Origin of the sequence: Bacillus lumedeiriae (genome assembly GCF_044891285.1) — a bacterium.
In the GTDB taxonomy this organism is placed as follows: domain Bacteria; phylum Bacillota; class Bacilli; order Bacillales; family Domibacillaceae; genus Pseudobacillus; species Pseudobacillus lumedeiriae.
Window position 1 is genome coordinate 245,755 of the sequence record NZ_JAUIYO010000002.1, and the last position, 20,584, is coordinate 266,338.

The window sequence follows — 20,584 nt, forward strand, 5'->3', positions numbered from 1 at the left end:
TTTTATACGAACGTCTATTGTACAATGCTTTAGGGATATAATTGTACGTACTACTATTTATTCAGGAGGCTGAACATAATGGAACCATTCGTTAATGTGATTGGAGCGGGCCTGGCGGGAAGTGAAGCTGCTTTTCAAATCGCTGAGCGGGGCGTGAAAGTGAATTTATTTGAAATGCGCCCAGTCAGACAAACCCCTGCTCATCATACAGATAAGTTTGCGGAACTTGTTTGCAGCAATTCACTGCGGGCAAATGCTCTCACCAATGCGGTTGGCGTATTAAAAGAAGAGATGAGAGTGTTAAATTCAGTCATTATTTCGTCAGCAGACCATTGCTCTGTTCCAGCCGGGGGGGCGCTTGCGGTTGATCGCCATGAATTTGCCGGCAATGTTACGGAGCGCGTGAAAAATCATCCGAACGTGACGGTATTTAACGAAGAAGTGACCGATATTCCAGAAGGCATTACCGTTATTGCTACCGGCCCGCTGACCAGTGAATCTTTGTCGCAGACACTGAAAGAATTAACTGGTGAAGAATATCTCTATTTTTATGATGCTGCCGCTCCTATTATTGAGAAAGACAGCATAGATATGAATAAGGCTTATTTAAAATCGCGTTATGATAAAGGGGAAGCCGCTTATTTAAATTGTCCAATGACAGAAGAAGAGTTTGACAGATTTTATGAGGCGCTCATTACAGCGGAAACGGTTCCTTTAAAAGAATTTGAGAAAGAAATTTTCTTTGAAGGATGTATGCCTGTAGAAGTTCTGGCTAAGCGTGGAAAGAAAACGCTGTTGTTTGGACCGATGAAGCCAGTTGGATTAGAAGATCCTAAAACAGGTAAAAGACCGTATGCAGTCGTGCAGCTGCGCCAGGATGATGCAGCCGGAACGCTTTACAACATCGTTGGTTTCCAAACACATTTAAAATGGGGACCGCAAAAAGAGGTGCTGCAGCTGATTCCAGGTCTTGAACAGGCTGAAGTTGTCCGTTATGGAGTGATGCACCGAAACACATTCATTAATTCTCCAAAAGTATTAAAGCCGACATATCAGTTTAAAGATCGCAATGACTTATTCTTTGCTGGACAAATGACAGGTGTTGAAGGCTATGTGGAGTCCGCAGCAAGCGGTTTAGTTGCTGGAATAAATGCAGCGCGTCTTGCCTTAGGAGAGGAGCCAGTAGTGGTGCCGGCAGAAACAGCTCTTGGCAGTATGGCTCATTATATTACGACAACGAACGAAAAAAACTTCCAGCCGATGAATGCGAACTTTGGTTTATTTCCTGATCTTCCGGTTAAAATTAGAAATAAGAAAGAAAGGTATGAAGCACACGCTAAGCGGGCATTGGAAACAATTCACACTTTTTCGAAAAGTTTGTAAACTTTCTTGCAAGGGGTAATTGATTGTGATACTATTTAGTAGCTTTAACGGGGTGTGCATATGACAAAAACTTCCAATGAATATTTACAATCTTTTATCGAGTTTCTACAAATCGAAAAACAGTACTCTAATTACACGATCGAGTATTATCAATACGATATTGAAGAATTTCTTAAGTTCACTAATGAACAAAGTATTGAGGATTTGAAAGATGTCGAGTATTCGGACGCGCGTTTGTATTTAACGGCCTTACATGAAAAACAATTGTCCCGCTCTACTATTGCTAGAAGGGTTTCCAGTTTACGCAGCTTTTTTCGTTTTTTATCCAGGGAACAGGTCATAACGGAGAATCCTTTCTTGCTCGTGCAGCAGCAAAAAGGGGCAAAGAAGCTCCCATCCTTTTTTTACGAAGAAGAGATGGAAGAGCTTTTTGCTGTGTGTGAAGGAGAAGAGCCTTTACAGATCCGCAACAAAGCAATATTGGAGCTTTTATATGCAACAGGCATTCGTGTGAGTGAATGTACAGGGATCGAATTAACGCATATTGATTTTGATCTTTCTGTGTTACTCGTAAAAGGAAAAGGGAATAAAGAACGGTACGTGCCTTTCGGAAGCTTTGCCCATGAGGCAATAGAGCGATACATAGCAACCGCGAGACACTTTCTCATGAAGTCCGCAGACAGCCATTCTTTTTTATTCGTTAACCACCGAGGCAGACCGCTGACTCCGAGAGGCATTCGCCATATTTTAACAAAATTGATCGAGAAAGCTTCCTTAACAAGAAAGATTCATCCTCATATGCTGCGCCACACATTTGCTACTCATCTGTTAAACAATGGAGCAGATTTGAGAACGGTTCAGGAACTGCTTGGACATGATCATCTATCTTCTACTCAAGTATATACGCATGTGACGAAAGAACATTTGAGAAAGACGTATGTAATTCATCATCCCCGTGCGTAAGTAAAGGAGGAATTGGAATTTATGGAACAGTTTCATGCAACCACGATTTTTGCTGTTCATCATAAAGGTGAGTGTGCAATGTCTGGTGACGGGCAAGTGACGTTCGGGAATGCCGTCGTTATGAAGCATACAGCGAGAAAAGTACGTAAATTATTTAATGGAAAAGTACTTGCCGGCTTTGCCGGGTCTGTTGCTGATGCGTTCACGCTGTTTGAACTATTTGAGCACAAGCTTGAAGAATATAACGGCAATTTGCAGCGTGCAGCGGTAGAGCTTGCCAAAGAATGGCGTTCTGATAAAGTGTTACGCCGGCTGGAAGCGATGCTGATCGTGATGGATCGCTCAAATATTTTGCTCGTTTCCGGAACAGGAGAAGTCATTGAACCGGATGATGGCATTTTAGCGATTGGTTCTGGAGGCAATTTTGCTTTAGCAGCGGGCCGCGCATTGAAAACTTATTCGGGAGAATATTTGACAGCAAGAGAAATCGCTAAAGCTTCCTTAGAAATTGCCGGCGAGATCTGTGTATATACGAATGATCAAATCATAGTGGAAGAACTGGAGTAAAGGAGTGAAAAACGTGGAGAGAAAATCACTACAATTGACACCGAGACAAATTGTGGAACGGCTTGACCAATACATTGTCGGCCAAAAAGACGCAAAAAAAGCGGTGGCCGTTGCTCTGCGCAACCGTTATCGGCGGAGTCTATTAAGCGATGAGATTCGAGATGAAGTCATTCCTAAAAATATATTAATGATCGGACCGACAGGGGTCGGGAAGACAGAGATTGCCCGGCGGATTGCGAAGCTGTCAGGAGCTCCTTTTATTAAAGTAGAAGCAACAAAATTTACAGAAGTCGGCTATGTTGGACGGGATGTAGAGTCGATGGTCCGCGACTTGGCTGAAACAGCGATAAGAGTTGTGAAAGAAGAAAAGGTACAATCTGTACAAGAGCCGGCAAAAGAAGCGGCTAATCGCCGTCTTGTTGAACTGCTCGTTCCTGAAAAAAAGAAAACAGGTAATATGAAAAACCCATTTGAAATGCTATTTGGCGGGGGCGGCCAGGATCAGCAGGCAGACATGGAGGACTCTCAAGAAGAATCATCCATTCGCGAGCGGAGAAGAATGATTGCTGATAAGCTGGCGCGCGGTGAGATGGAAAATGAAGTAGTCACGATTGAAATCGAGGAGCAGCCGCCATCTATGTTCGACATGTTCCAAGGTTCTGGCATGGAACAGATGGGCATGAATATGCAGGATGTACTCGGTGGACTATTGCCAAAGCAAAAGAAGAAGAGGAAATTGCCAGTAAAGGAAGCGCGTCAAGTGTTAATTAATGAAGAAGCCCAAAAGCTGATTGACATGGACGATGTAACGCAGGAGGCAGTTAGACGGGCAGAGCAGACGGGCATTATCTTTATTGATGAAATTGATAAAGTAGCAGCTAAAGGTGCAGCATCTTCATCAGCCAGTGTGTCAAGAGAGGGTGTCCAAAGAGATATCCTGCCGATCGTGGAAGGCTCAACCGTTGTGACAAAATACGGTTCGGTGAAAACAGACCATATCCTATTTATTGCAGCAGGCGCTTTTCATATGGCTAAACCATCGGATCTTATTCCAGAGCTGCAAGGGCGTTTTCCAATTCGCGTGGAGCTGAAGAAACTATCTGTTGAAGACTTTGTGCGCATCTTAGTTGAGCCGGACAATGCTTTAATGAAACAATATATTGCTTTATTAGAAACAGAAGGTATAGAAATTGAATTTTCTGACGATGCTATTGAACGAATAGCAGAAATTGCCTTTGAAGTGAATCAAAGCACAGATAACATCGGTGCGCGGCGGCTTCATACTATTATGGAAAAGCTATTGGAAGATTTATCTTTTGAAGCACCTGATATTACGCTGGAGAAAATCACTATTACTTCGCAATATGTAGATGAAAAGTTAAAGGCGATTTCACGTAACAAGGATGTCAGTCAGTTTATTTTATAGTAGCGGAAACAATGGCTTGCCATAAATCAAACAACAAATGTTAATTGCAAAGAATGACATGTGGATCAGCAATAGATGAACCAGTCATTGTAGGAGGAAGTAATCATGAATTTACTAGAAAAAACAAGAAAAATCAACAAAATGCTGCAAGATGCGGCGGGCAAACACGTAAACTTTAAGGAAATGGCAGAATCATTATCAGGATTAATTGAGGCCAATGTATATGTCGTCAGCCGACGAGGAAAACTGCTTGGCGTCGGTCTGAATCGGATAATTGAAAGCGATCGGCTGAAACAAATGCTTGCCGAACGAAAATTTCCTGAAGAGTATACGAAAAAACTTTTTAGCTTAGAAGAAACATCTTCTAATATCGGTGTGGATAGTGAATATACAGCTTTTCCATACGAAAACAAAGAGCTGTTTAAAAATGGTCATACGACTATTGTGCCGATTAAAGGAGCAGGTGAACGCCTTGGTACATTAGTTCTCGCTCGGTTGGAAGAGAAGTTTCACGACGAAGATTTAATTTTAGCTGAATACGGAGCAACAGTTGTTGGAATGGAGATCCTTCGAGAGAAGACGGAAGAAATTGAGGAAGAAGCCAGAAGCAAGGCTGTTGTTCAAATGGCTATAAGTTCTCTTTCATATAGTGAATTAGAAGCAATTGAACATATTTTTGAAGAGTTAGATGGAAAAGAAGGTTTGCTCGTTGCTTCAAAAATTGCTGATCGCGTTGGTATTACCCGCTCAGTCATTGTGAATGCATTGCGTAAACTAGAGAGTGCCGGTGTTATTGAGTCCCGTTCTCTTGGAATGAAAGGCACATACATTAAAGTGTTGAACGATAAGTTTTTGATGGAATTGGAAAAACTAAAGTCAAACTAATAAAATACAAACTAAGAAACCGCCTGTTTTCGACAGGCGGTTTTTTCATTATTTTCAAGAAAATAGTATGTTTGTCATTTGTTCGTTTCATTAAATTGTGATTAAATATGTGGTGGTGATTTCTAATTGTCGCATTATATAGATACATATACCTATGTTTGTTAAATTAGTTAAAAATGTGTCAATTTTTTAGCAAAAATGTAAAATCAGGTGAGTTTTGTAGAGGAATTATGCTATAGTTTTTAACATGGATTAGAAAAAGAGGGAAAATAGGATGAAAGATGACAATGTTTTTAATTAAATGGAATGTTTTTAGGTGTGTTCCAAATTAGGTTAGTTACGGTAAAAATTTATTAATAGAGATAGACGGAGTGGTGGGAAATGAAGATCTTTTCGAGTTCATTTAGCAACATTGAAAAAGGGCTTGATTATGCTGCTTTAAAGCAAAAAACGATTGCTAATAATATTGCAAATGCGGATACACCAAACTATAAGTCGAAAAATGTCAAATTTACAGAAATATTTAAAGAAACATTAACAAACGAACTAACAGCTTATCGTACAGATTCCCGGCACTATTCCTTTCGTATGAATGAAGGGCATCCAGCAATCGCAGCAGATCGACAGCTTTCTTATAATCAAAATGGCAATAGTGTCGATGTAGATAAGGAAATGGCCGAGCTGGCAAAGAATCAAATTTATTTTAATGCCCTGACGGATCGGATGAGTGGAAAATTCAACTCCTTAACAAACATCATTAAAGGAGGAAGGTAAGATGTCTATATTCCACGGAATGAATATTACTTCATCTGCCCTAACTGCTCAGCGCCTGCGGATGGACGTTGTCTCTTCTAATATGGCGAATGTGGAATCCACGCGGGGACGGATCGTAAATGGCGAATGGGAGCCATATAGGAAAAAGGCCGTTGTCCTGCAGCCTAAGCAAGGGGGATTTTCCTCGTATTTAAACCAAGCGATCGGCCGCCAAAATGATGGACCGGGGAATGGTGTTAAGGTGACAAAGATTGTAGAAGATGATCTGACGCCTTTTAAGATGGTTTATGACCCTGTGCATCCAGATGCGAATGAAGAAGGGTATGTACGAATGCCTAATGTAGATCCATTAAGAGAAATGGTCGACTTAATGGCTGCTACCCGCTCTTATGAGGCAAATGTAACTGTATTTAATGCATCTAAAGCAATGATGACGAAGGCACTTGAGATTGGTAAGTAAAGGAGATAGATAAATGGCTATTCAAGCTGTACAAGGCGCTTCCCCTTTTTTAAAGACAGACATGGCAGAAGCAAAGCCGTCTGTTACACCGTATGAGGCTCAGAAAAATTTCGCGGAGTTTTTAAAAGAATCATTGAACGAGGTCAGCCGGGCTGACGCAAAGTCAAATGACATGACGAATAAATTGATCCGCGGAGAAAATGTCGATCTTCATCAAGTGCTGATTGCCAGTCAAAAAGCAAGCATAACGATGCAATTGACGATGGAGGTACGAAATAAAGCGGTAGAAGCTTATCAAGAGATCATGAGAATGCAAATATAAAAAACAGCCCAACCTTTTTTATTAGCAGCAACTTAACCGGGGGATTGTAATGAATGACACGATACGCCAACAATTAACAAGAATAAAAGAATATTGGACTAGCCGTACGAAGAAGCAAAAGTGGATCGGCATCGGAGCTTTTCTGCTGTTTGTCACGGCCATTAGCGCTCTTGTTCTATTTATGACAAGAGATACGATGGTTCCGCTCTACAGTGAGCTTTCTCCTACAGAGGCAGGAGCGATCAAAGAAAATTTAGACGGACGGGGAATTAAATACGAAATTACGAGCGGGGGAACCGGAATATTGGTGCCCGAGGAAGTAGTCAATTCGCTGAAAGTAGATCTAGCTGCGGAAGGGCTGCCAAAGTCGGGCAGCATTGACTACAGTTTCTTCAGTGAAAATGCTGGTTTTGGAATGACTGATAACGAGTTTAACGTTTTAAAGCTCGATGCTATGCAAACGGAGCTCGCTCAGCTGATCAAGGGGATTGAAGGGGTCAAAGATGCCAAAGTCATGATCAATCTTCCAGAAAAAGATGTATTTGTAAGAGAGGATGCTGAAAAAGCTTCCGCCTCTGTTGTACTGAATACGGAGCTCGGCTATCAGTTTGATGACAAGCAAATTAAATCGCTTTATCATCTCGTTTCAAAAAGTGTACCCAATCTGCCAACTGAAAATATTGTGATTATGAATCAAAACTTTGAGTATTACGATCAACAGAACGATGGCAGCTCTTTATCTGGAAACAGTATAGTTCAGCAAATGGAAGTGAAGAGAAAAATTGAACGGGACATTCAACGGCAAGTTCAAAATATGCTAGGTACGTTGATGGGACAAGATAAAGTTGTGGCTTCTGTTACGGCCGATATTGATTTCACTGAAGAGAACAGGGAAGAAAATCTCGTTGTTCCAGTCGATGAAGAAAACATGAAAGGCATCCAGATCAGTGCGCAGCGAATTACGGAAACCTTTACAGGTGATGGAGCGGCGGCAGGCGGTATTCCTCAAGGAGAAGATCCGGCTGATGCTCAAGGGTCCACTTACATGGAAGGAGCAGGGGGCTCTGGGGATTATGAGCGTTCAGAGGAAACGATCAATAATGAAGTGAATCGTATTCGTAAGAAAATTACTGAAAGTCCTTATAAAATACGTGATTTAGGCATTCAAGTTATGGTGGAGCCGCCTACAGCGAATAATCCTGATTCCCTGCCGCAAGAGCGCATAGACGATATTCAGCAAATGCTCGGTACAATTGTCCGCACGTCTATTGATAAAGGGTACAATCAGCAATTAACTGATCAGGATGTAGCAGACAAGGTTGCCGTTTCTGTTCAGCCATTTAAAGGAAAAGTTAAATTTGAAGAAGAAAAGCAGACCGTTCTGCCTTGGTGGGCTTATGCCATCGGTGCTGTCATGCTTGTCGTTATTGGAGTGCTAGTGTTCTTCATCTTGCGCGCACGACGCCAGGCGGAAGAAGAGGACTTCGAAGAAGAAGAACTGGCTGAGCCGCTTGCGGATATTAATGAAGTGGAAACGGAAGCGACAGTCCGCAGAAAACAGATGGAGAAAATGGCGAAAGAGAGGCCAGAAGAGTTTGCGAAGATTTTGCGCTCCTGGCTATCTGAAGAGTAACAGCTGTTTCTATATGAATAAGATGATAGATAAAGTTTATTGTAGACACACTCAGGCTGATTTGTCTTTCAAGATGTACAGTGGAATGCGCACTTTGACAACAGCCTGAATGACAGTATTTGAATAGGAGGATTTCATTGTGGCCGTTAGGGAGAAAAAATTAACGGGAAAACAAAAAGCCGCCATTCTTCTTATTTCTCTCGGTCCAGACGTATCTGCTTCTGTGTACAAACATTTATCAGAAGAAGAGATTGAACGGCTGACGCTGGAAATATCGGGAGTCAAGAAAGTGGATGCCGAAGCGAAAGAAGAAGTATTTGAGGAGTTTCATCATATCGCGCTTGCACAGGATTACATTACCCAAGGCGGGATTGGCTATGCCAAGACTGTGCTTGAAAAAGCCCTTGGCAAAGACCAGGCACAAAATATTATTAACAGGCTTACATCTTCCTTGCAGGTCAAACCATTTGATTTTGCGCGCAAGGCAGAAGCGAGCCAAATTTTAAACTTTATTCAAAATGAACACCCGCAAACGATTGCATTAATTCTTTCCTATCTCGATCCGCAGCAAGCCGGTCAGATTCTTTCTGAACTGCCACAGGATGTCCAGGCAGATATTGCTAGAAGAATTGCCATTATGGACAGCACTTCTCCTGAAATTATTAATGAAGTGGAAGCGATTCTTGAACGTAAGCTGAGTGCAACGGTTACGCAAGATTATACGCAGACGGGCGGGGTAGAAGCGGTTGTGGAAGTATTAAATGGAGTGGACCGCGCGACGGAAAAAACCATTTTGGATTCACTTGAAATTCAAGATCCAGAGCTCGCTGAAGAGATTAAAAAGCGGATGTTCGTCTTCGAAGATATTGTTACATTGGATAACCGTTCGATCCAGCGTGTAATACGTGATTGTGAAAATGAAGATTTATTGTTGTCATTAAAAGTGTCTAGTGAAGAGGTAAAAGAAATTGTCTTCCGCAATATGTCGGCGCGGATGATGGAAACATTCAAAGAGGAAATGGAGTTTATGGGACCCGTACGCCTGCGCGATGTGGAAGAGGCACAGTCACGTATCGTAAGTACGATTCGCAGACTCGAAGAAGCCGGTGAGATCATTATTGCCCGCGGCGGGGGAGATGACATTATTGTCTAGAGTGATCAAATCTTATCGAACGGAAAGTGCCCTAGAAGCAGACCGCGCGATCCACATAAAATTGTTTCATCCGCCAGTGCAGTTATCTGACCATGAGGAGACCGCATCTGCTCAAGCCATTTATTTCGAAGAAGAAAAGAAAAAGATTATAGAAGAGGCTGAAGCTCAAGCACGGTTTATTATGGAGCAGGCGGAACGATATCGTCAAGAAATGGAACAGGAAATAGAAGAAAAAAAACAATTATGGGAAACAGAGAAGCAGGCATTAGTGGAACAAGCGCATGAGGAAGGGTTCCTAGCTGGCCAACAACAAGGACATGAAGCCGGCTACGGCGATTATATCGAACTGATTGAAATGGCAAAAGAGACGGTTGCTTCCTCGAAAGAAGAGTATGAAATGAACATTCAGCGGGCAGATCAGACGATTTTAGATTTAGCGTTGAAGTCAGCTGAAAAAATCATTGGTGAAAAGTTTAATGAAAACGAACAGTTCTTTCTGGCAATGATCAAGCAGGCGTTAAAAGATATGCCCGATCAAAAAGAAATTCAAATTCATGTTCATCCATCTCATTATTCGTTAGTTGTTAGTCAAAAAGAAGAAATAGATGCGATCTTTCCAATCGACACTTTATGCTACATTTATCCAAATGAAAAGCTGGAGGAGGAAGGGTGCTACATCGAAACGAGCCATGGCCGAATTGAAGTAGGATTGGACAGCCAGCTGCAGCAACTGAGAAAACAACTATTTGAACTCCTTGAAGGTGAAGAGAATTGAAGCTAACCAAGCTCATTCAACAAATTGACAGCCTTGATACATATAAACGTTATGGCCGAATTAAGCGGGTAGTCGGGTTAATGATTGAATCCCAAGGGCCGGAATCATCCATTGGTGACGTTTGCTTTATCTACCCGAATGGTTCTCCGAAAGAGAAGGCGATTCGGGCGGAAGTGATTGGCTTTAAAGACGAAATGGTCGTCCTCATGCCTTACGGGGACATCAGCGATATTTCGCCGGGAAGCCTGGTGGAATCTTTAGGCCGTTCGCTGACGATAAAAGTCGGCCCTTCGTTAATCGGAAAAGTAGTAGACTCAATGGGGGAGCCGATGGATGGTTCTTCACTGCCGAAAACACTCACTCCTGTTGATACAGAGCAAAGTCCGCCCAATCCTCTCAGCCGGCCGCCAATCGATGAACGACTCGAAGTAGGTGTGCGGGCAATTGACAGCATGCTGACGGTTGGTAAAGGCCAGCGGATCGGAATTTTTGCAGGGAGCGGTGTAGGTAAAAGTACATTGCTTGGCATGATCGCCCGCAATACGAAAGCGGACTTGAATGTTATCGCTTTAATTGGTGAACGCGGCCGGGAAGTAAGAGAGTTTATTGAACGTGACCTTGGGCCGGAAGGACGAGCCCGGTCGATTGTTGTAGCCGCAACATCGGATCAGCCTGCTTTAATGAGAATTAAAGGGGCATTCACTGCAACAGCGATCGCTGAATACTTCAGAGACAAAGGATTAAACGTTATGCTTATGATGGATTCTGTGACGAGGGTAGCGATGGCGCAGCGGGAAGTTGGACTTGCTGTTGGGGAACCGCCGGCGACGAAGGGATATACGCCTTCTGTATTTGCGATCCTGCCTAAATTACTAGAGCGCACAGGAACGAATGCGCTCGGAACCATTACAGCTTTTTATACAGTGCTCGTTGATGGTGACGATATGAATGAACCGATCGCTGATGCCGTCAGGGGAATTCTTGATGGTCATATTGTGCTTGATCGTGCGCTTGCCAACAAAGGACAATATCCGGCAATTAATGTGTTAAAAAGCGTCAGCCGGTTAATGAGTCATTTGGCTTCCGAAGAGCATAAGCAGGCAGCTATTAGAGTGAGAGAGATGATGAGTACATATTTAAACTCTGAAGATTTAATTAATATCGGCGCATACAAAAAGGGGTCCTCCCCAGAAATTGACCGTGCGATTGACTATTATCCGAAAATTATTTCTTATTTAAAACAGCGGACAGATGAAAAAGTAACACTGGAGGAAAGTGTAGCATCACTGATTGGGTTAGCTGAAAAAGGGACGTGATAAACGTGGCATACAATTATAAGTTTCAAAAAATATTGCAACTGCGGGAACGGGAAAAGGAAGAAACGCAGACCGTTTACAATGAAGCGCTGAAAAACTTTGAAGAAGCCGCCGAAAAACTGTACACCCTTTTAAAGAAAAAAGAGGGGCTGATTGATTTTCAAGAAACGAAAATGGTCAGCGGCTTTTCCATCCATGAAATCCAGCATTATCAGCTCTTTGTTTCTAACCTTGAGGAAATGATCCGATACCAGCAGCAAGTTGTGATCAATGCCCGCAGCAAAATGCAGTGGTGTGAGCAGCAGCTGCAGGAGAGAAATATAGAAGTAAAAAAATATGAGAAAATGAAAGAAAAAGATTTTGCAAGATTTAAAGCAGGCTTATTAGAAGATGAAAATAAGCAAATGGACGAAATTTCAGCTATTCAATTTATGAACCGCGGAAAATAGGTGAGGGACTTGGCAAAGAAAATGAAAAAAGAATTCGTGGAAGTGGAAGAAGAAAAAGGATATGGTGTCTTTCAATGGATTCTTTTTGTTCTCGTCATTCCATTGCTGTTTGCCATCACGATTGCATTAATCGTTATGACAGTGGCCGGTGTTAATATATTCGAAAAAGCAAAAGAGTGGGGAGAGGATATTCCGATCGTTTCGAATATGATGGGCAGTGGAGGAGCCGTTGAAGATGCGAAAACAGACAAGGAAAAAGTAATTTCCCTGCAAGCGGAAATAAAAAATAAAGAAGCAAAAATTGAACAGCTTGAAAAGAAGCTGGAAACATCCGCCGCGAAGGTAGAGGAACTGTTAACAGAAAAAGATCGTCTGCAATTGGAAATTGAGCAGCTGAAAAAACAAGAAGAAACAGCCGTTAAGGAAAACACACAAGACAACAAGTTAATCAATACATACGAATCGATGTCTCCAAAAAACATCGCTCATATTTTAGTCAATTTATCTGATAATGAAGCGATACAAATTTTAGCGGAAATGAGCACAGAGAAGCAAGCGGACATATTAGAGAAGCTGCCACCTGAAAAAGCCGCAAAATATACGAAATTACTTTCTGGCTCATTCCAGCAATAAGGAGATAACGGTAATTATAAGATCAAGGGGATGGCAAGGTCATGATGCAATTGGTAAATGCGCTCCCAGCCCAGACGAATGTGAAGCAGGCCGATGGAAAACAGCCGGCTGCTTTAGGTTCAGATTTTAAATCGATCCTTACTGGACAAAGCGGTGTGTCTTTTGAAGAAACAACGTCCCATCCGGCACAGGAGCGGCTCATGCTGGAAAAGCAGCTCGTTGAAGCGAGTATGATAGAAGACGTGCCGAACATACCGGGAGCAGTTCAAATGATCGCAAAAGAGTGGATGGCCGATGGAAAACAGCCTTCATTTGAAGAACTCGCTGCTTTTCTCGGAATGAGCACAGAACAGTTAAGGCAAATGATAAACAAACTTGGTGAACAGCTTACTATTTTAATAGATGAAGGTAAAATGACGGTTTCCACGGATACGAGTCACCCCAAACCGGCAGTTGAAGAATCTTTTTCTGCTGTTGAACAGGATAAAAACGGAGATCTGACAGCCTTGCTTCAGGTGCTTCAACTATTGGCATCTCCTCCCCAACAAGAGTGGATGAAGCTTGATGAAAAAACAGTCCAAACCATTTTACAGGCCGGGAAGCTTTGGGAATTGTTTAGCGGGAGAGCAGATCAGAACGTGAAAGACGTGCCTCTGCAAACAGCCGTAAAAGCGTTGATGAAAGAAATAGCAGGAAAACTGGACCAATTTTTGTCTCAGCCGCCGACAGACAATCGGGCAGTCATTTTACAAAAAGCGTTTCAAAATTTTCTGCAGCCTGCAGCAGCTGGACTAAAGGCTGAGCACAGTACGAAAGCGATTCTGCAAGGGGCAGCTGTCGACGGAGTAACCAGTCAGAATGTCTCCTCTATAACATCGGGAAAAGAAAATACAGTACAGCTGCCGCCATTTTTTCATCCCTTCGGACGGACAGAAACGTTTTCTATGATCGTTGGGACGAATCCGCGGCCGATGAATATGGAACAGTTTATCGAGAAGTTTTCACAAATTCTCGGGAATTCGAACGTAATGAAAACACCGAATGGAACGAAGCTGCTGCTTAGACTTTATCCAGAGCAGCTCGGCAGTCTGCGTATTGAACTGCTGCAGCAAAATGGCGTTATGACTGCTAGGATTCTTTCTTCGACATCTGCAGTGAAGGAGCTGCTTGAACAAAACATGAGCAGCTTAAAGCACGCCTTCACCCAGCAAAATGTAGCCGTCGATAAAATCGAGTTGACATTTAGCCAGCCAGACACGCAAAAATTTGACCGCCAGCAACAACAGCATCAGTCCCGCCAACATCAGCGGGGAGAGGAAACGGCTGATGCGGCCGACTCAGCTGAAGAGCCAACAGAAAACTTTCAAGACTTATTAATCAATATGGAGGTTTAAACAGTACATGGCTAAAATTGATCCGGGCTTATATTTAGAAAACTATCAAAAACAGCCGAGAACCGGAAATAGTGCGCTTGGAAAAGATGAGTTTTTAAAGATTTTAATGACGCAGCTGCAAAACCAGGACCCGCTCAGCCCGATGGAAGATAAAGACTTTATTGCACAGATGGCGACGTTTTCGTCCCTTGAACAAATGACGAACATGGCCTCGTCTTTCGATCAGTTTCTGCAAATGCAGCAAGCTACACAGATGATCAGCTATAATTCCTTTGTCGGCAAAGAAGTGACTTGGCATAAAATTGTAGAAAACAGCGACCCGAATGCTGAACCGGTCGTGCAGACAGGAACGGGAACAATTACATCTGTCCAGTTTAAAGGCAATGGTGTTCAATTTGTCATGGCAGACGGTACGATTCTTGAACCGGCCAACATTTCTGAAGTGAAAGGCGGCACAACCGGCGGCGGCCATTCGCTCGTTGAAGCGAGTCATTTAATTGGGCATAAAGTCACTTGGAGTAAAGATGGAACGGACCAAACGGCTACTGTCCAATCTGTTTCCATGAAAGACGGCACAATTTGGCTTCAACTTGATAACGGTGAAAAAATCAGTTCTTCTTCTTTGACAAAAATTGAAAAATAAACTCAGTCTGTTGACAAACGCTCGCTTTCTTCGATTCTCGCCTGTCTGCGGTGCTCATGACCCTTCTGGTCACTCCGCTCCTCACCAGGCTTCGCGCCTTGAAAGACAAACGTTTTCAATCAGCCTGAAGGTCTGAGAGAGTCTACAATTTGAATAATCTATGACTTTTTTCGATAAAATGTGCAACTGTCACAAAATAGACCGGATAAAACAGACAGAATACCCGATATAATGAAAAAATAAATCAATGGATTTTTCGATAGAAAACTAACGGCCTGAATTTCACGGATCAGGTTCATTCGAAAGGGGAAAGAAATCAATGCTACGTTCAATGTACTCAGGAATCAGCGGCATGAAAGGCTTTCAAAATAAACTAGACGTGATCGGCAACAACATCGCCAACGTTAACACATTCGGCTTTAAAAAAGGACGGGTTACTTTTAAGGATATGGTGAGTCAGCAGATTTCGGGGGCTAGTGCGGCTGCTGGGGGATTAGGTGGAACGAATCCTAAACAAGTGGGATTAGGTTCTCAAATTAGTACCATAGATACGCTTCATACCCAAGGAAGCTTACAGACTACTGCAAGACCATTAGATTTAGGAATTTCGGGAGACGGTTTCTTTGTACTTAAAAATAATACAGGCGACACCTTATACACAAGGTCAGGTAACTTTTATCTTGATGTTAATGGCGATATTGTTAACAGTGATGGTTATTATTTACAAGGTGCTACTGGTAGTGGTGCTAATAAGAAAATTAATATTTCAACAGATACCCAAAGTTTCAGTATTGGGGCTGATGGAAGTATTTCAGTTGTAGGTGGAACATTAACAGGAGGGAAAGTACAAATTGCTAAGTTTCCCAATCCTGATGGTTTGGAGAAAGTTGGGAGTAATATGTTCATATCTACTAATAACTCTGGTACACCAGTATTATCAGATCCCGGTGCAGGTGGAGCGGGCAAAATCGTCGCCGGCACACTCGAAATGTCCAACGTTGATCTCTCCGAAGAGTTCACGGAGATGATCGTGGCGCAGCGCGGGTTCCAGGCGAATACGCGGATTATTACGACGTCGGATGAGATTTTGCAGGAGCTTGTAAACTTGAAACGTTAATGATTGATTCGTAGATAAAGGGGGTGTCAGGGGTGAGGCTTCTGCTTCAGCCCTGAAAATAGATTGATCACTGTGACTAGGTTAAACGGCAAGTCTTTTTCGCTGAATGCCCTTTATATTGAAACGATTGAGAGTTTCCCAGATACGACGATTACGCTTTCCAATGGGAAGAAGTACCTCGTCCGCGAATCGGAGGCGGAAGTGAGGAAGCTAATAGAGGCGTTTTACCGCCGGGTGCATGTGTTAGGGAAATTGGAGCAAGGAGAGAGAGAGAATGGAGACTGAAGCGAAGTCTGGGAAGAGCAGCAATAAGCTGCTGACGATTATGTTTGTCATCATGACGGTTATTTTATTGATCGGTACAACGGCGGTTATCATCATTTTAAAGTCTTCTAAAGAAGGAAGCGCTGGAGCACCGAGTATTGACGAAGTCATTGAATCGTCAGTAGACATTCCAGAGATGACAACGAATCTCGCCTCGGATGAATATATCCGCATCTCGTTCAAAATTCAGACAGACAGCAAAAAAGCAAAAGAGGAATTGACGAAGCGTGATTTTCAGGCAAAGAACATTATCATTGAAGAGTTGTCTGAAATGAAATCGCAAGACTTAAAAGGCAAGAAGGGCAAAGAACAATTGACGAGTCAGCTGAAAGATCAGTTGAATGAAATTATGCAAGATGGCAAAGTGCTGGACGTTTATATCACCTCTTATATTATTCAATAATACGGAACAATCTATTTGACGGAGGTGGCAGCATGTCAGGAGAGGTTTTATCGCAAAACGAAATAGATGCTTTATTGTCTGCCCTATCGACAGGGGAGATGGATGCGGATGAACTGAAAAAAGCGGAGCAGGAGAAAAAAGTAAAAGTTTACGACTTTAAAAGAGCGCTGCGGTTTTCTAAAGATCAAATCCGCAGTTTAACACGGATGCATGACAACTTTGCCCGCATCTTAACGACCTTTTTCTCGGCCCAGCTTCGAACATTCGTTCAAATTTCAGTCGCATCAACGGATCAAGTTCCTTATGAGGAATTTATTCGTTCTATCCCAAATATGACGGTGTTGAACGTATTTGAAGTTCCTCCGCTTGACGGCCATGTTTTAATGGAAGTCAATCCGAATATCGCCTACGCTGTTTTAGACAGATTGCTCGGCGGCCGCGGGGAAAGTGTGAACCATGTGGAAGGATTGACAGAAATCGAAACGAAGATCATGTCCAATGTGTTTGAACGGGCATTTGAAAATTACCGTGAAGCTTGGGTGAATCTTGTAGAAATTGATCCGCTTATGACAAATTTTGAAGTAAACCCCCAATTTTTGCAGATGGTATCTCCGAATGAAACGGTAGTTGTGATATCATTAGATACGACTATTGGCGAAACGACGGGAATGATTAACATTTGTATTCCCCACGTCGTTTTAGAGCCGATTATTCCACAGCTTTCGGTTCATTATTGGATGCAAAATCCGGATAGAAAAGAAAGAAAACCGGAAGAAGTAGAGAATTTACAAAATCGAATTCAAAAAGCAGAAGTTTCTGTTGTGTCGGAACTTGGCGGCGCAACGATTACGATAGAAGATTTCCTAGCTCTTGCTAACGGTGATGTTATTGAACTTGAAAAGAGTATTGATGAGCCGTTAATTGTAAAAGTTGGCGATGTGCCAAAATTTATTGCACAGCCGGGAAAAATGAATAAAAAAATGGCAGTGCAAATTTTAGATGATTTTAAGGGGGGAGACGAAGAGTATGAGTGACGGCATGCTTTCTCAAGAAGAAATTGATGCTTTGTTAAGAGGCACGGCAGATAACAATGAAGAAAGTGAAGAAGTGAAGGAAACGGCTGAAGTAGAGACAGGGATGTATTTAGATGCTTTTGAACAAGATACCCTCGGTGAAATCGGCAACATTTCCTTTGGCAGCTCGGCGACAGCACTTTCCAGCTTGTTAAATCAAAAAGTAGAAATTACAACTCCAACAGTGACTATTATACACCGTCAAAACTTAAAAGATGAGTTCCCGCATCCTTACGTAGCGATTGAAGTGGAATATACGGAAGGTTTTACGAGTGCGACAAATTTGCTCGTTATTAAACAAACAGATGCGGCCATTATCGCAGATTTAATGCTTGGCGGCGACGGCACGAATCCGGATCCAACATTAGGCGAAATTCAGCTCAGTGCGGTCCAAGAAGCAATGAATCAAATGATGGGTTCGGCAGCTACGTCTATGTCGACGATTTTTAATAAAAGAGTTGATATTTCACCACCGTCTATTGCCTTAATGGACCTATACTTAGGCAAAGGGGAAGAAAAGCTGAATAAACAAGAGCTGCTCGTCAAGATTTCATTCCGTTTAACGATCGGAGATTTAATTGACTCGAATATTATGCAGCTTGTCCCACTTGAGTTTGCTAAAGAACTAGTATACGAGTTAATGAATCCATCGATAGCGGAACAAGAGACAGCGGGAGCAGCACAGCCAGCCGCTCCAACAGCTGTTGTTCATGAGCAGCCGCAGCCAGCTGAACCGCAGGCCGCAGCAGCCGTACAGGGGATGTATCAGGAACCTCAGCCTCAATATCAATCAGTCAGCACACCGCCGCCACAGCCGGCTGTGAATGTTCAGCCTGCTTCTTTTGCTTCCTTTGAACGGGCACCGCTGCAGGAACACGAAGCGCGGAATTTAAACATGCTTTTAGATATCCCGCTTCAGGTGACGGTAGAGCTTGGGAGAACAAATCGGTCTGTAAAAGACATTCTGGACTTATCAGCCGGATCGATTATCGAACTTGACAAGCTGGCTGGAGAACCTGTTGATATTCTCGTAAACAGCCGCCTGGTTGCTAAAGGCGAGGTTGTTGTCATTGAAGAAAACTTCGGCGTTCGGATTACAGATATTTTAAGTCAGGGCGACCGTTTAAAAAAATTAAACTAATTTATTCAGGGGGTTAGTAACAATGGGAAATCGTATTCTAGTCGTAGATGATGCGGCATTTATGCGTATGATGATTAAAGATATTTTAACTAAAAATGGTTTTGATGTCGTAGGAGAAGCAGCTGACGGTGCTCAGGCGGTTGAAAAATATAAAGAATTGAAGCCGGATTTAGTGACAATGGATATTACAATGCCTGAAAAAGACGGCATTTCTGCTTTGAAAGAAATTAAGGCGGATGATCCAAACGCGAAAATCATCATGTGTTCCGCTATGGGCCAGCAATCGATGGTCATTGACGCGATTCAAGCAGGAGCTAAAGACTTTATCGTAAAGCCGTTCCAGCCGGACCGTGTCATTGAAGCAATCTCAAAAACATTAGCATAAGCTTAAGAAGGTGCGTTCTTTGATTAAACAACTTTTTAAGCCTTTCGCTTTCATCCTCTTCAGCATGGCTCTGTTTGCAGGCAATTTCTCTGTTGCCCAAGCAGAGCCATTTAATAATAATGTGAAAGACTGTTTAGAGAGCCCCGATCAATGCGGGCAGGAAACAGGAAAAACGAAGAAGGAAGAGCCGGACGGCCAAAGTCAGCAACGAACAGAAGAAAGAGCAGTGGGCGTCACGATCTGGGATTTTATCAAAATGATAGGAGCGCTTGCCTTTGTCCTTGCCCTTATTTATTTTTTATTGCGCTTCGTCAACCAGAAAAGCCGCTCTTATCAGCAATCTAAAATGATTCAGCATTTAGGCGGCTCGCCGCTTGGCGGCAATCGGTCGCTTCAGATCGTCAAAGTCGGTGATCGGGTATTAGTGCTCGGTGTCGGCGAAAACATTCAATTGATTAAAGAAATTGATGATGAACAGGAATTGACTAGATTTATCGAGCATTACAGTCATCAAATGGATCAAATGCTTCAGCCGCAGGACGTTATTACAAAACTGATCAGCAAGTGGAAAAGCAAAGAAACACAAAATGTTGAAAAACAAGATCAATTTAAACAAATGTTTGAGAGGCAATTAGGTGAGATCAAACAGTCAAGAAAGCAGATGATTTCGAAAATGAGCAGCGAGGAGAAGAAGCGTAATGAATGAGTTTATGGAGTTTTTTAATCAAAGCGCTCCCGATCAAGTGTCGACGTCTGTTAAGCTTTTCCTCCTGTTGACGGTCTTATCGCTCGCTCCGAGTATCTTGATTTTAATGACGTGTTTTACACGTATCATTATTGTGCTCTCATTCGTCAGATCAGCGCTGGCGACACAGCAGATGCCGCCCACGCAGGTATTGATCGGTCTCGCTTTGTTTTTGACCTTTTTTATTATGGCGCCTGTCTTTCAAGAAATAAACGATGAAGCGCTGACGCCATTGTTTAATGAAGAAATCAATCTAGAGCAGGCATATGACAAAGCAAGTATTCCGTTAAAGGATTTTATGAGTGAACATACAAGGCAGAAGGATTTGGACTTATTTTTAAATTATTCAGGGGCTGAACGCCCAAAAACGGTGGAAGACATTCCACTTACTTCCTTAGTGCCGGCTTTTGCTCTAAGTGAAATAAAAACAGCGTTTCAAATCGGCTTTATGATTTTTATTCCGTTTCTCGTCATTGATATGGTCGTTGCCAGCATTCTTATGTCGATGGGGATGATGATGCTCCCGCCGGTTATGATTTCCCTCCCCTTTAAAATCTTGTTGTTTGTTCTTGTAGATGGCTGGTATTTAGTCATTGAATCTTTGCTGAAAAGCTTTTAAG

24 protein-coding genes are annotated in these 20,584 nt (G+C 42.6%); all 24 read left to right on the forward strand.

Annotation, left to right across the window (positions count from 1 at the left end; all coding sequences use genetic code 11):
• Positions 1–78 precede the first annotated feature (78 nt).
• The 24 genes from trmFO (at position 79) to fliP (ending at position 20,583) form a co-directional block, all read left to right on the forward strand.
• Positions 79–1,383 (forward strand): FADH(2)-oxidizing methylenetetrahydrofolate--tRNA-(uracil(54)-C(5))-methyltransferase TrmFO, encoded by a 1,305-nt coding sequence (gene trmFO, locus QYG89_RS04725; protein ID WP_404315086.1) that lies wholly within the window; start codon positions 79–81, stop codon positions 1,381–1,383.
• Positions 1,384–1,443: 60 nt separating this feature from the next.
• On the forward strand, positions 1,444–2,346 hold the full coding sequence (gene xerC / locus QYG89_RS04730; RefSeq protein ID WP_404315088.1) for a tyrosine recombinase XerC: 903 nt from the start codon (positions 1,444–1,446) through the stop codon (positions 2,344–2,346).
• Between the two features lie 21 nt (positions 2,347–2,367).
• The gene (gene hslV / locus QYG89_RS04735) at positions 2,368–2,913 is read left to right on the forward strand and encodes an ATP-dependent protease subunit HslV (RefSeq protein WP_404315090.1); all 546 of its coding nucleotides are present in this window, start codon (positions 2,368–2,370) and stop codon (positions 2,911–2,913) included.
• A gap of 34 nt (positions 2,914–2,947) precedes the next feature.
• Positions 2,948–4,339, forward strand: coding sequence for an HslU--HslV peptidase ATPase subunit (gene hslU / locus QYG89_RS04740; RefSeq protein ID WP_404315632.1), 1,392 nt, complete (start codon positions 2,948–2,950; stop codon positions 4,337–4,339).
• Between the two features lie 105 nt (positions 4,340–4,444).
• On the forward strand, positions 4,445–5,224 hold the full coding sequence (gene codY, locus QYG89_RS04745; protein ID WP_404315092.1) for a GTP-sensing pleiotropic transcriptional regulator CodY: 780 nt from the start codon (positions 4,445–4,447) through the stop codon (positions 5,222–5,224).
• Between the two features lie 381 nt (positions 5,225–5,605).
• Positions 5,606–5,998 (forward strand): flagellar basal body rod protein FlgB, encoded by a 393-nt coding sequence (flgB, locus tag QYG89_RS04750; protein WP_404315094.1) that lies wholly within the window; start codon positions 5,606–5,608, stop codon positions 5,996–5,998.
• A gap of 1 nt (position 5,999) precedes the next feature.
• A complete protein-coding gene (gene flgC, locus QYG89_RS04755) occupies positions 6,000–6,458 on the forward strand; it encodes a flagellar basal body rod protein FlgC (RefSeq protein WP_404315096.1) in 459 nt (152 codons plus the stop codon).
• Positions 6,459–6,471: 13 nt separating this feature from the next.
• The gene (gene fliE / locus QYG89_RS04760) at positions 6,472–6,780 is read left to right on the forward strand and encodes a flagellar hook-basal body complex protein FliE (protein ID WP_404315098.1); all 309 of its coding nucleotides are present in this window, start codon (positions 6,472–6,474) and stop codon (positions 6,778–6,780) included.
• A gap of 49 nt (positions 6,781–6,829) precedes the next feature.
• A complete protein-coding gene (gene fliF / locus QYG89_RS04765; RefSeq protein ID WP_404315100.1) occupies positions 6,830–8,413 on the forward strand; it encodes a flagellar basal-body MS-ring/collar protein FliF in 1,584 nt (527 codons plus the stop codon).
• A 136-nt stretch (positions 8,414–8,549) separates the two neighbouring features.
• Positions 8,550–9,566 (forward strand): flagellar motor switch protein FliG, encoded by a 1,017-nt coding sequence (gene fliG, locus QYG89_RS04770; protein WP_404315634.1) that lies wholly within the window; start codon positions 8,550–8,552, stop codon positions 9,564–9,566.
• Between the two features lies 1 nt (position 9,567).
• On the forward strand, positions 9,568–10,341 hold the full coding sequence (fliH, locus tag QYG89_RS04775; RefSeq protein ID WP_404315636.1) for a flagellar assembly protein FliH: 774 nt from the start codon (positions 9,568–9,570) through the stop codon (positions 10,339–10,341).
• Entirely contained in the window at positions 10,338–11,657 is a 1,320-nt protein-coding gene (fliI, locus tag QYG89_RS04780) for a flagellar protein export ATPase FliI (protein WP_404315102.1), read from the forward strand. The genes fliH and fliI overlap by 4 nt, the downstream gene beginning before the upstream one ends.
• A gap of 5 nt (positions 11,658–11,662) precedes the next feature.
• A complete protein-coding gene (fliJ, locus tag QYG89_RS04785; RefSeq protein WP_404315104.1) occupies positions 11,663–12,106 on the forward strand; it encodes a flagellar export protein FliJ in 444 nt (147 codons plus the stop codon).
• Positions 12,107–12,115: 9 nt separating this feature from the next.
• Positions 12,116–12,739: a MotE family protein gene (locus QYG89_RS04790; RefSeq protein ID WP_404315106.1), complete on the forward strand. Its 624-nt coding sequence runs from the start codon at positions 12,116–12,118 to the stop codon at positions 12,737–12,739.
• Positions 12,740–12,780: 41 nt separating this feature from the next.
• Positions 12,781–14,133 (forward strand): flagellar hook-length control protein FliK, encoded by a 1,353-nt coding sequence (locus QYG89_RS04795; RefSeq protein WP_404315108.1) that lies wholly within the window; start codon positions 12,781–12,783, stop codon positions 14,131–14,133.
• 7 nt (positions 14,134–14,140) lie between these two features.
• The gene (gene flgD / locus QYG89_RS04800; RefSeq protein ID WP_404315110.1) at positions 14,141–14,776 is read left to right on the forward strand and encodes a flagellar hook assembly protein FlgD; all 636 of its coding nucleotides are present in this window, start codon (positions 14,141–14,143) and stop codon (positions 14,774–14,776) included.
• A 319-nt stretch (positions 14,777–15,095) separates the two neighbouring features.
• Positions 15,096–15,893: a flagellar basal body rod protein FlgG gene (flgG, locus tag QYG89_RS04805; protein ID WP_404315112.1), complete on the forward strand. Its 798-nt coding sequence runs from the start codon at positions 15,096–15,098 to the stop codon at positions 15,891–15,893.
• A 63-nt stretch (positions 15,894–15,956) separates the two neighbouring features.
• Positions 15,957–16,178, forward strand: a complete 222-nt coding sequence (locus QYG89_RS04810; RefSeq protein WP_404315114.1) for a flagellar FlbD family protein — start codon at positions 15,957–15,959, stop codon at positions 16,176–16,178.
• Positions 16,168–16,620, forward strand: a complete 453-nt coding sequence (gene fliL, locus QYG89_RS04815) for a flagellar basal body-associated protein FliL (protein ID WP_404315116.1) — start codon at positions 16,168–16,170, stop codon at positions 16,618–16,620. Before QYG89_RS04810 ends, fliL begins: the two co-directional genes overlap by 11 nt.
• 32 nt (positions 16,621–16,652) lie before the next feature.
• A complete protein-coding gene (gene fliM, locus QYG89_RS04820; RefSeq protein ID WP_404315118.1) occupies positions 16,653–17,654 on the forward strand; it encodes a flagellar motor switch protein FliM in 1,002 nt (333 codons plus the stop codon).
• Positions 17,647–18,834 carry a flagellar motor switch phosphatase FliY gene (fliY, locus tag QYG89_RS04825; protein WP_404315120.1) on the forward strand — a complete coding sequence of 396 codons (1,188 nt, stop codon included), beginning with the start codon at positions 17,647–17,649 and terminating at the stop codon, positions 18,832–18,834. The genes fliM and fliY overlap by 8 nt, the downstream gene beginning before the upstream one ends.
• A gap of 22 nt (positions 18,835–18,856) precedes the next feature.
• The gene (locus QYG89_RS04830; RefSeq protein WP_404315122.1) at positions 18,857–19,219 is read left to right on the forward strand and encodes a response regulator; all 363 of its coding nucleotides are present in this window, start codon (positions 18,857–18,859) and stop codon (positions 19,217–19,219) included.
• A gap of 19 nt (positions 19,220–19,238) precedes the next feature.
• The gene (gene fliO, locus QYG89_RS04835) at positions 19,239–19,925 is read left to right on the forward strand and encodes a flagellar biosynthetic protein FliO (protein ID WP_404315124.1); all 687 of its coding nucleotides are present in this window, start codon (positions 19,239–19,241) and stop codon (positions 19,923–19,925) included.
• Positions 19,918–20,583 (forward strand): flagellar type III secretion system pore protein FliP, encoded by a 666-nt coding sequence (gene fliP, locus QYG89_RS04840; RefSeq protein WP_404315126.1) that lies wholly within the window; start codon positions 19,918–19,920, stop codon positions 20,581–20,583. Before fliO ends, fliP begins: the two co-directional genes overlap by 8 nt.
• The last annotated feature ends 1 nt before the right edge of the window (position 20,584 follow it).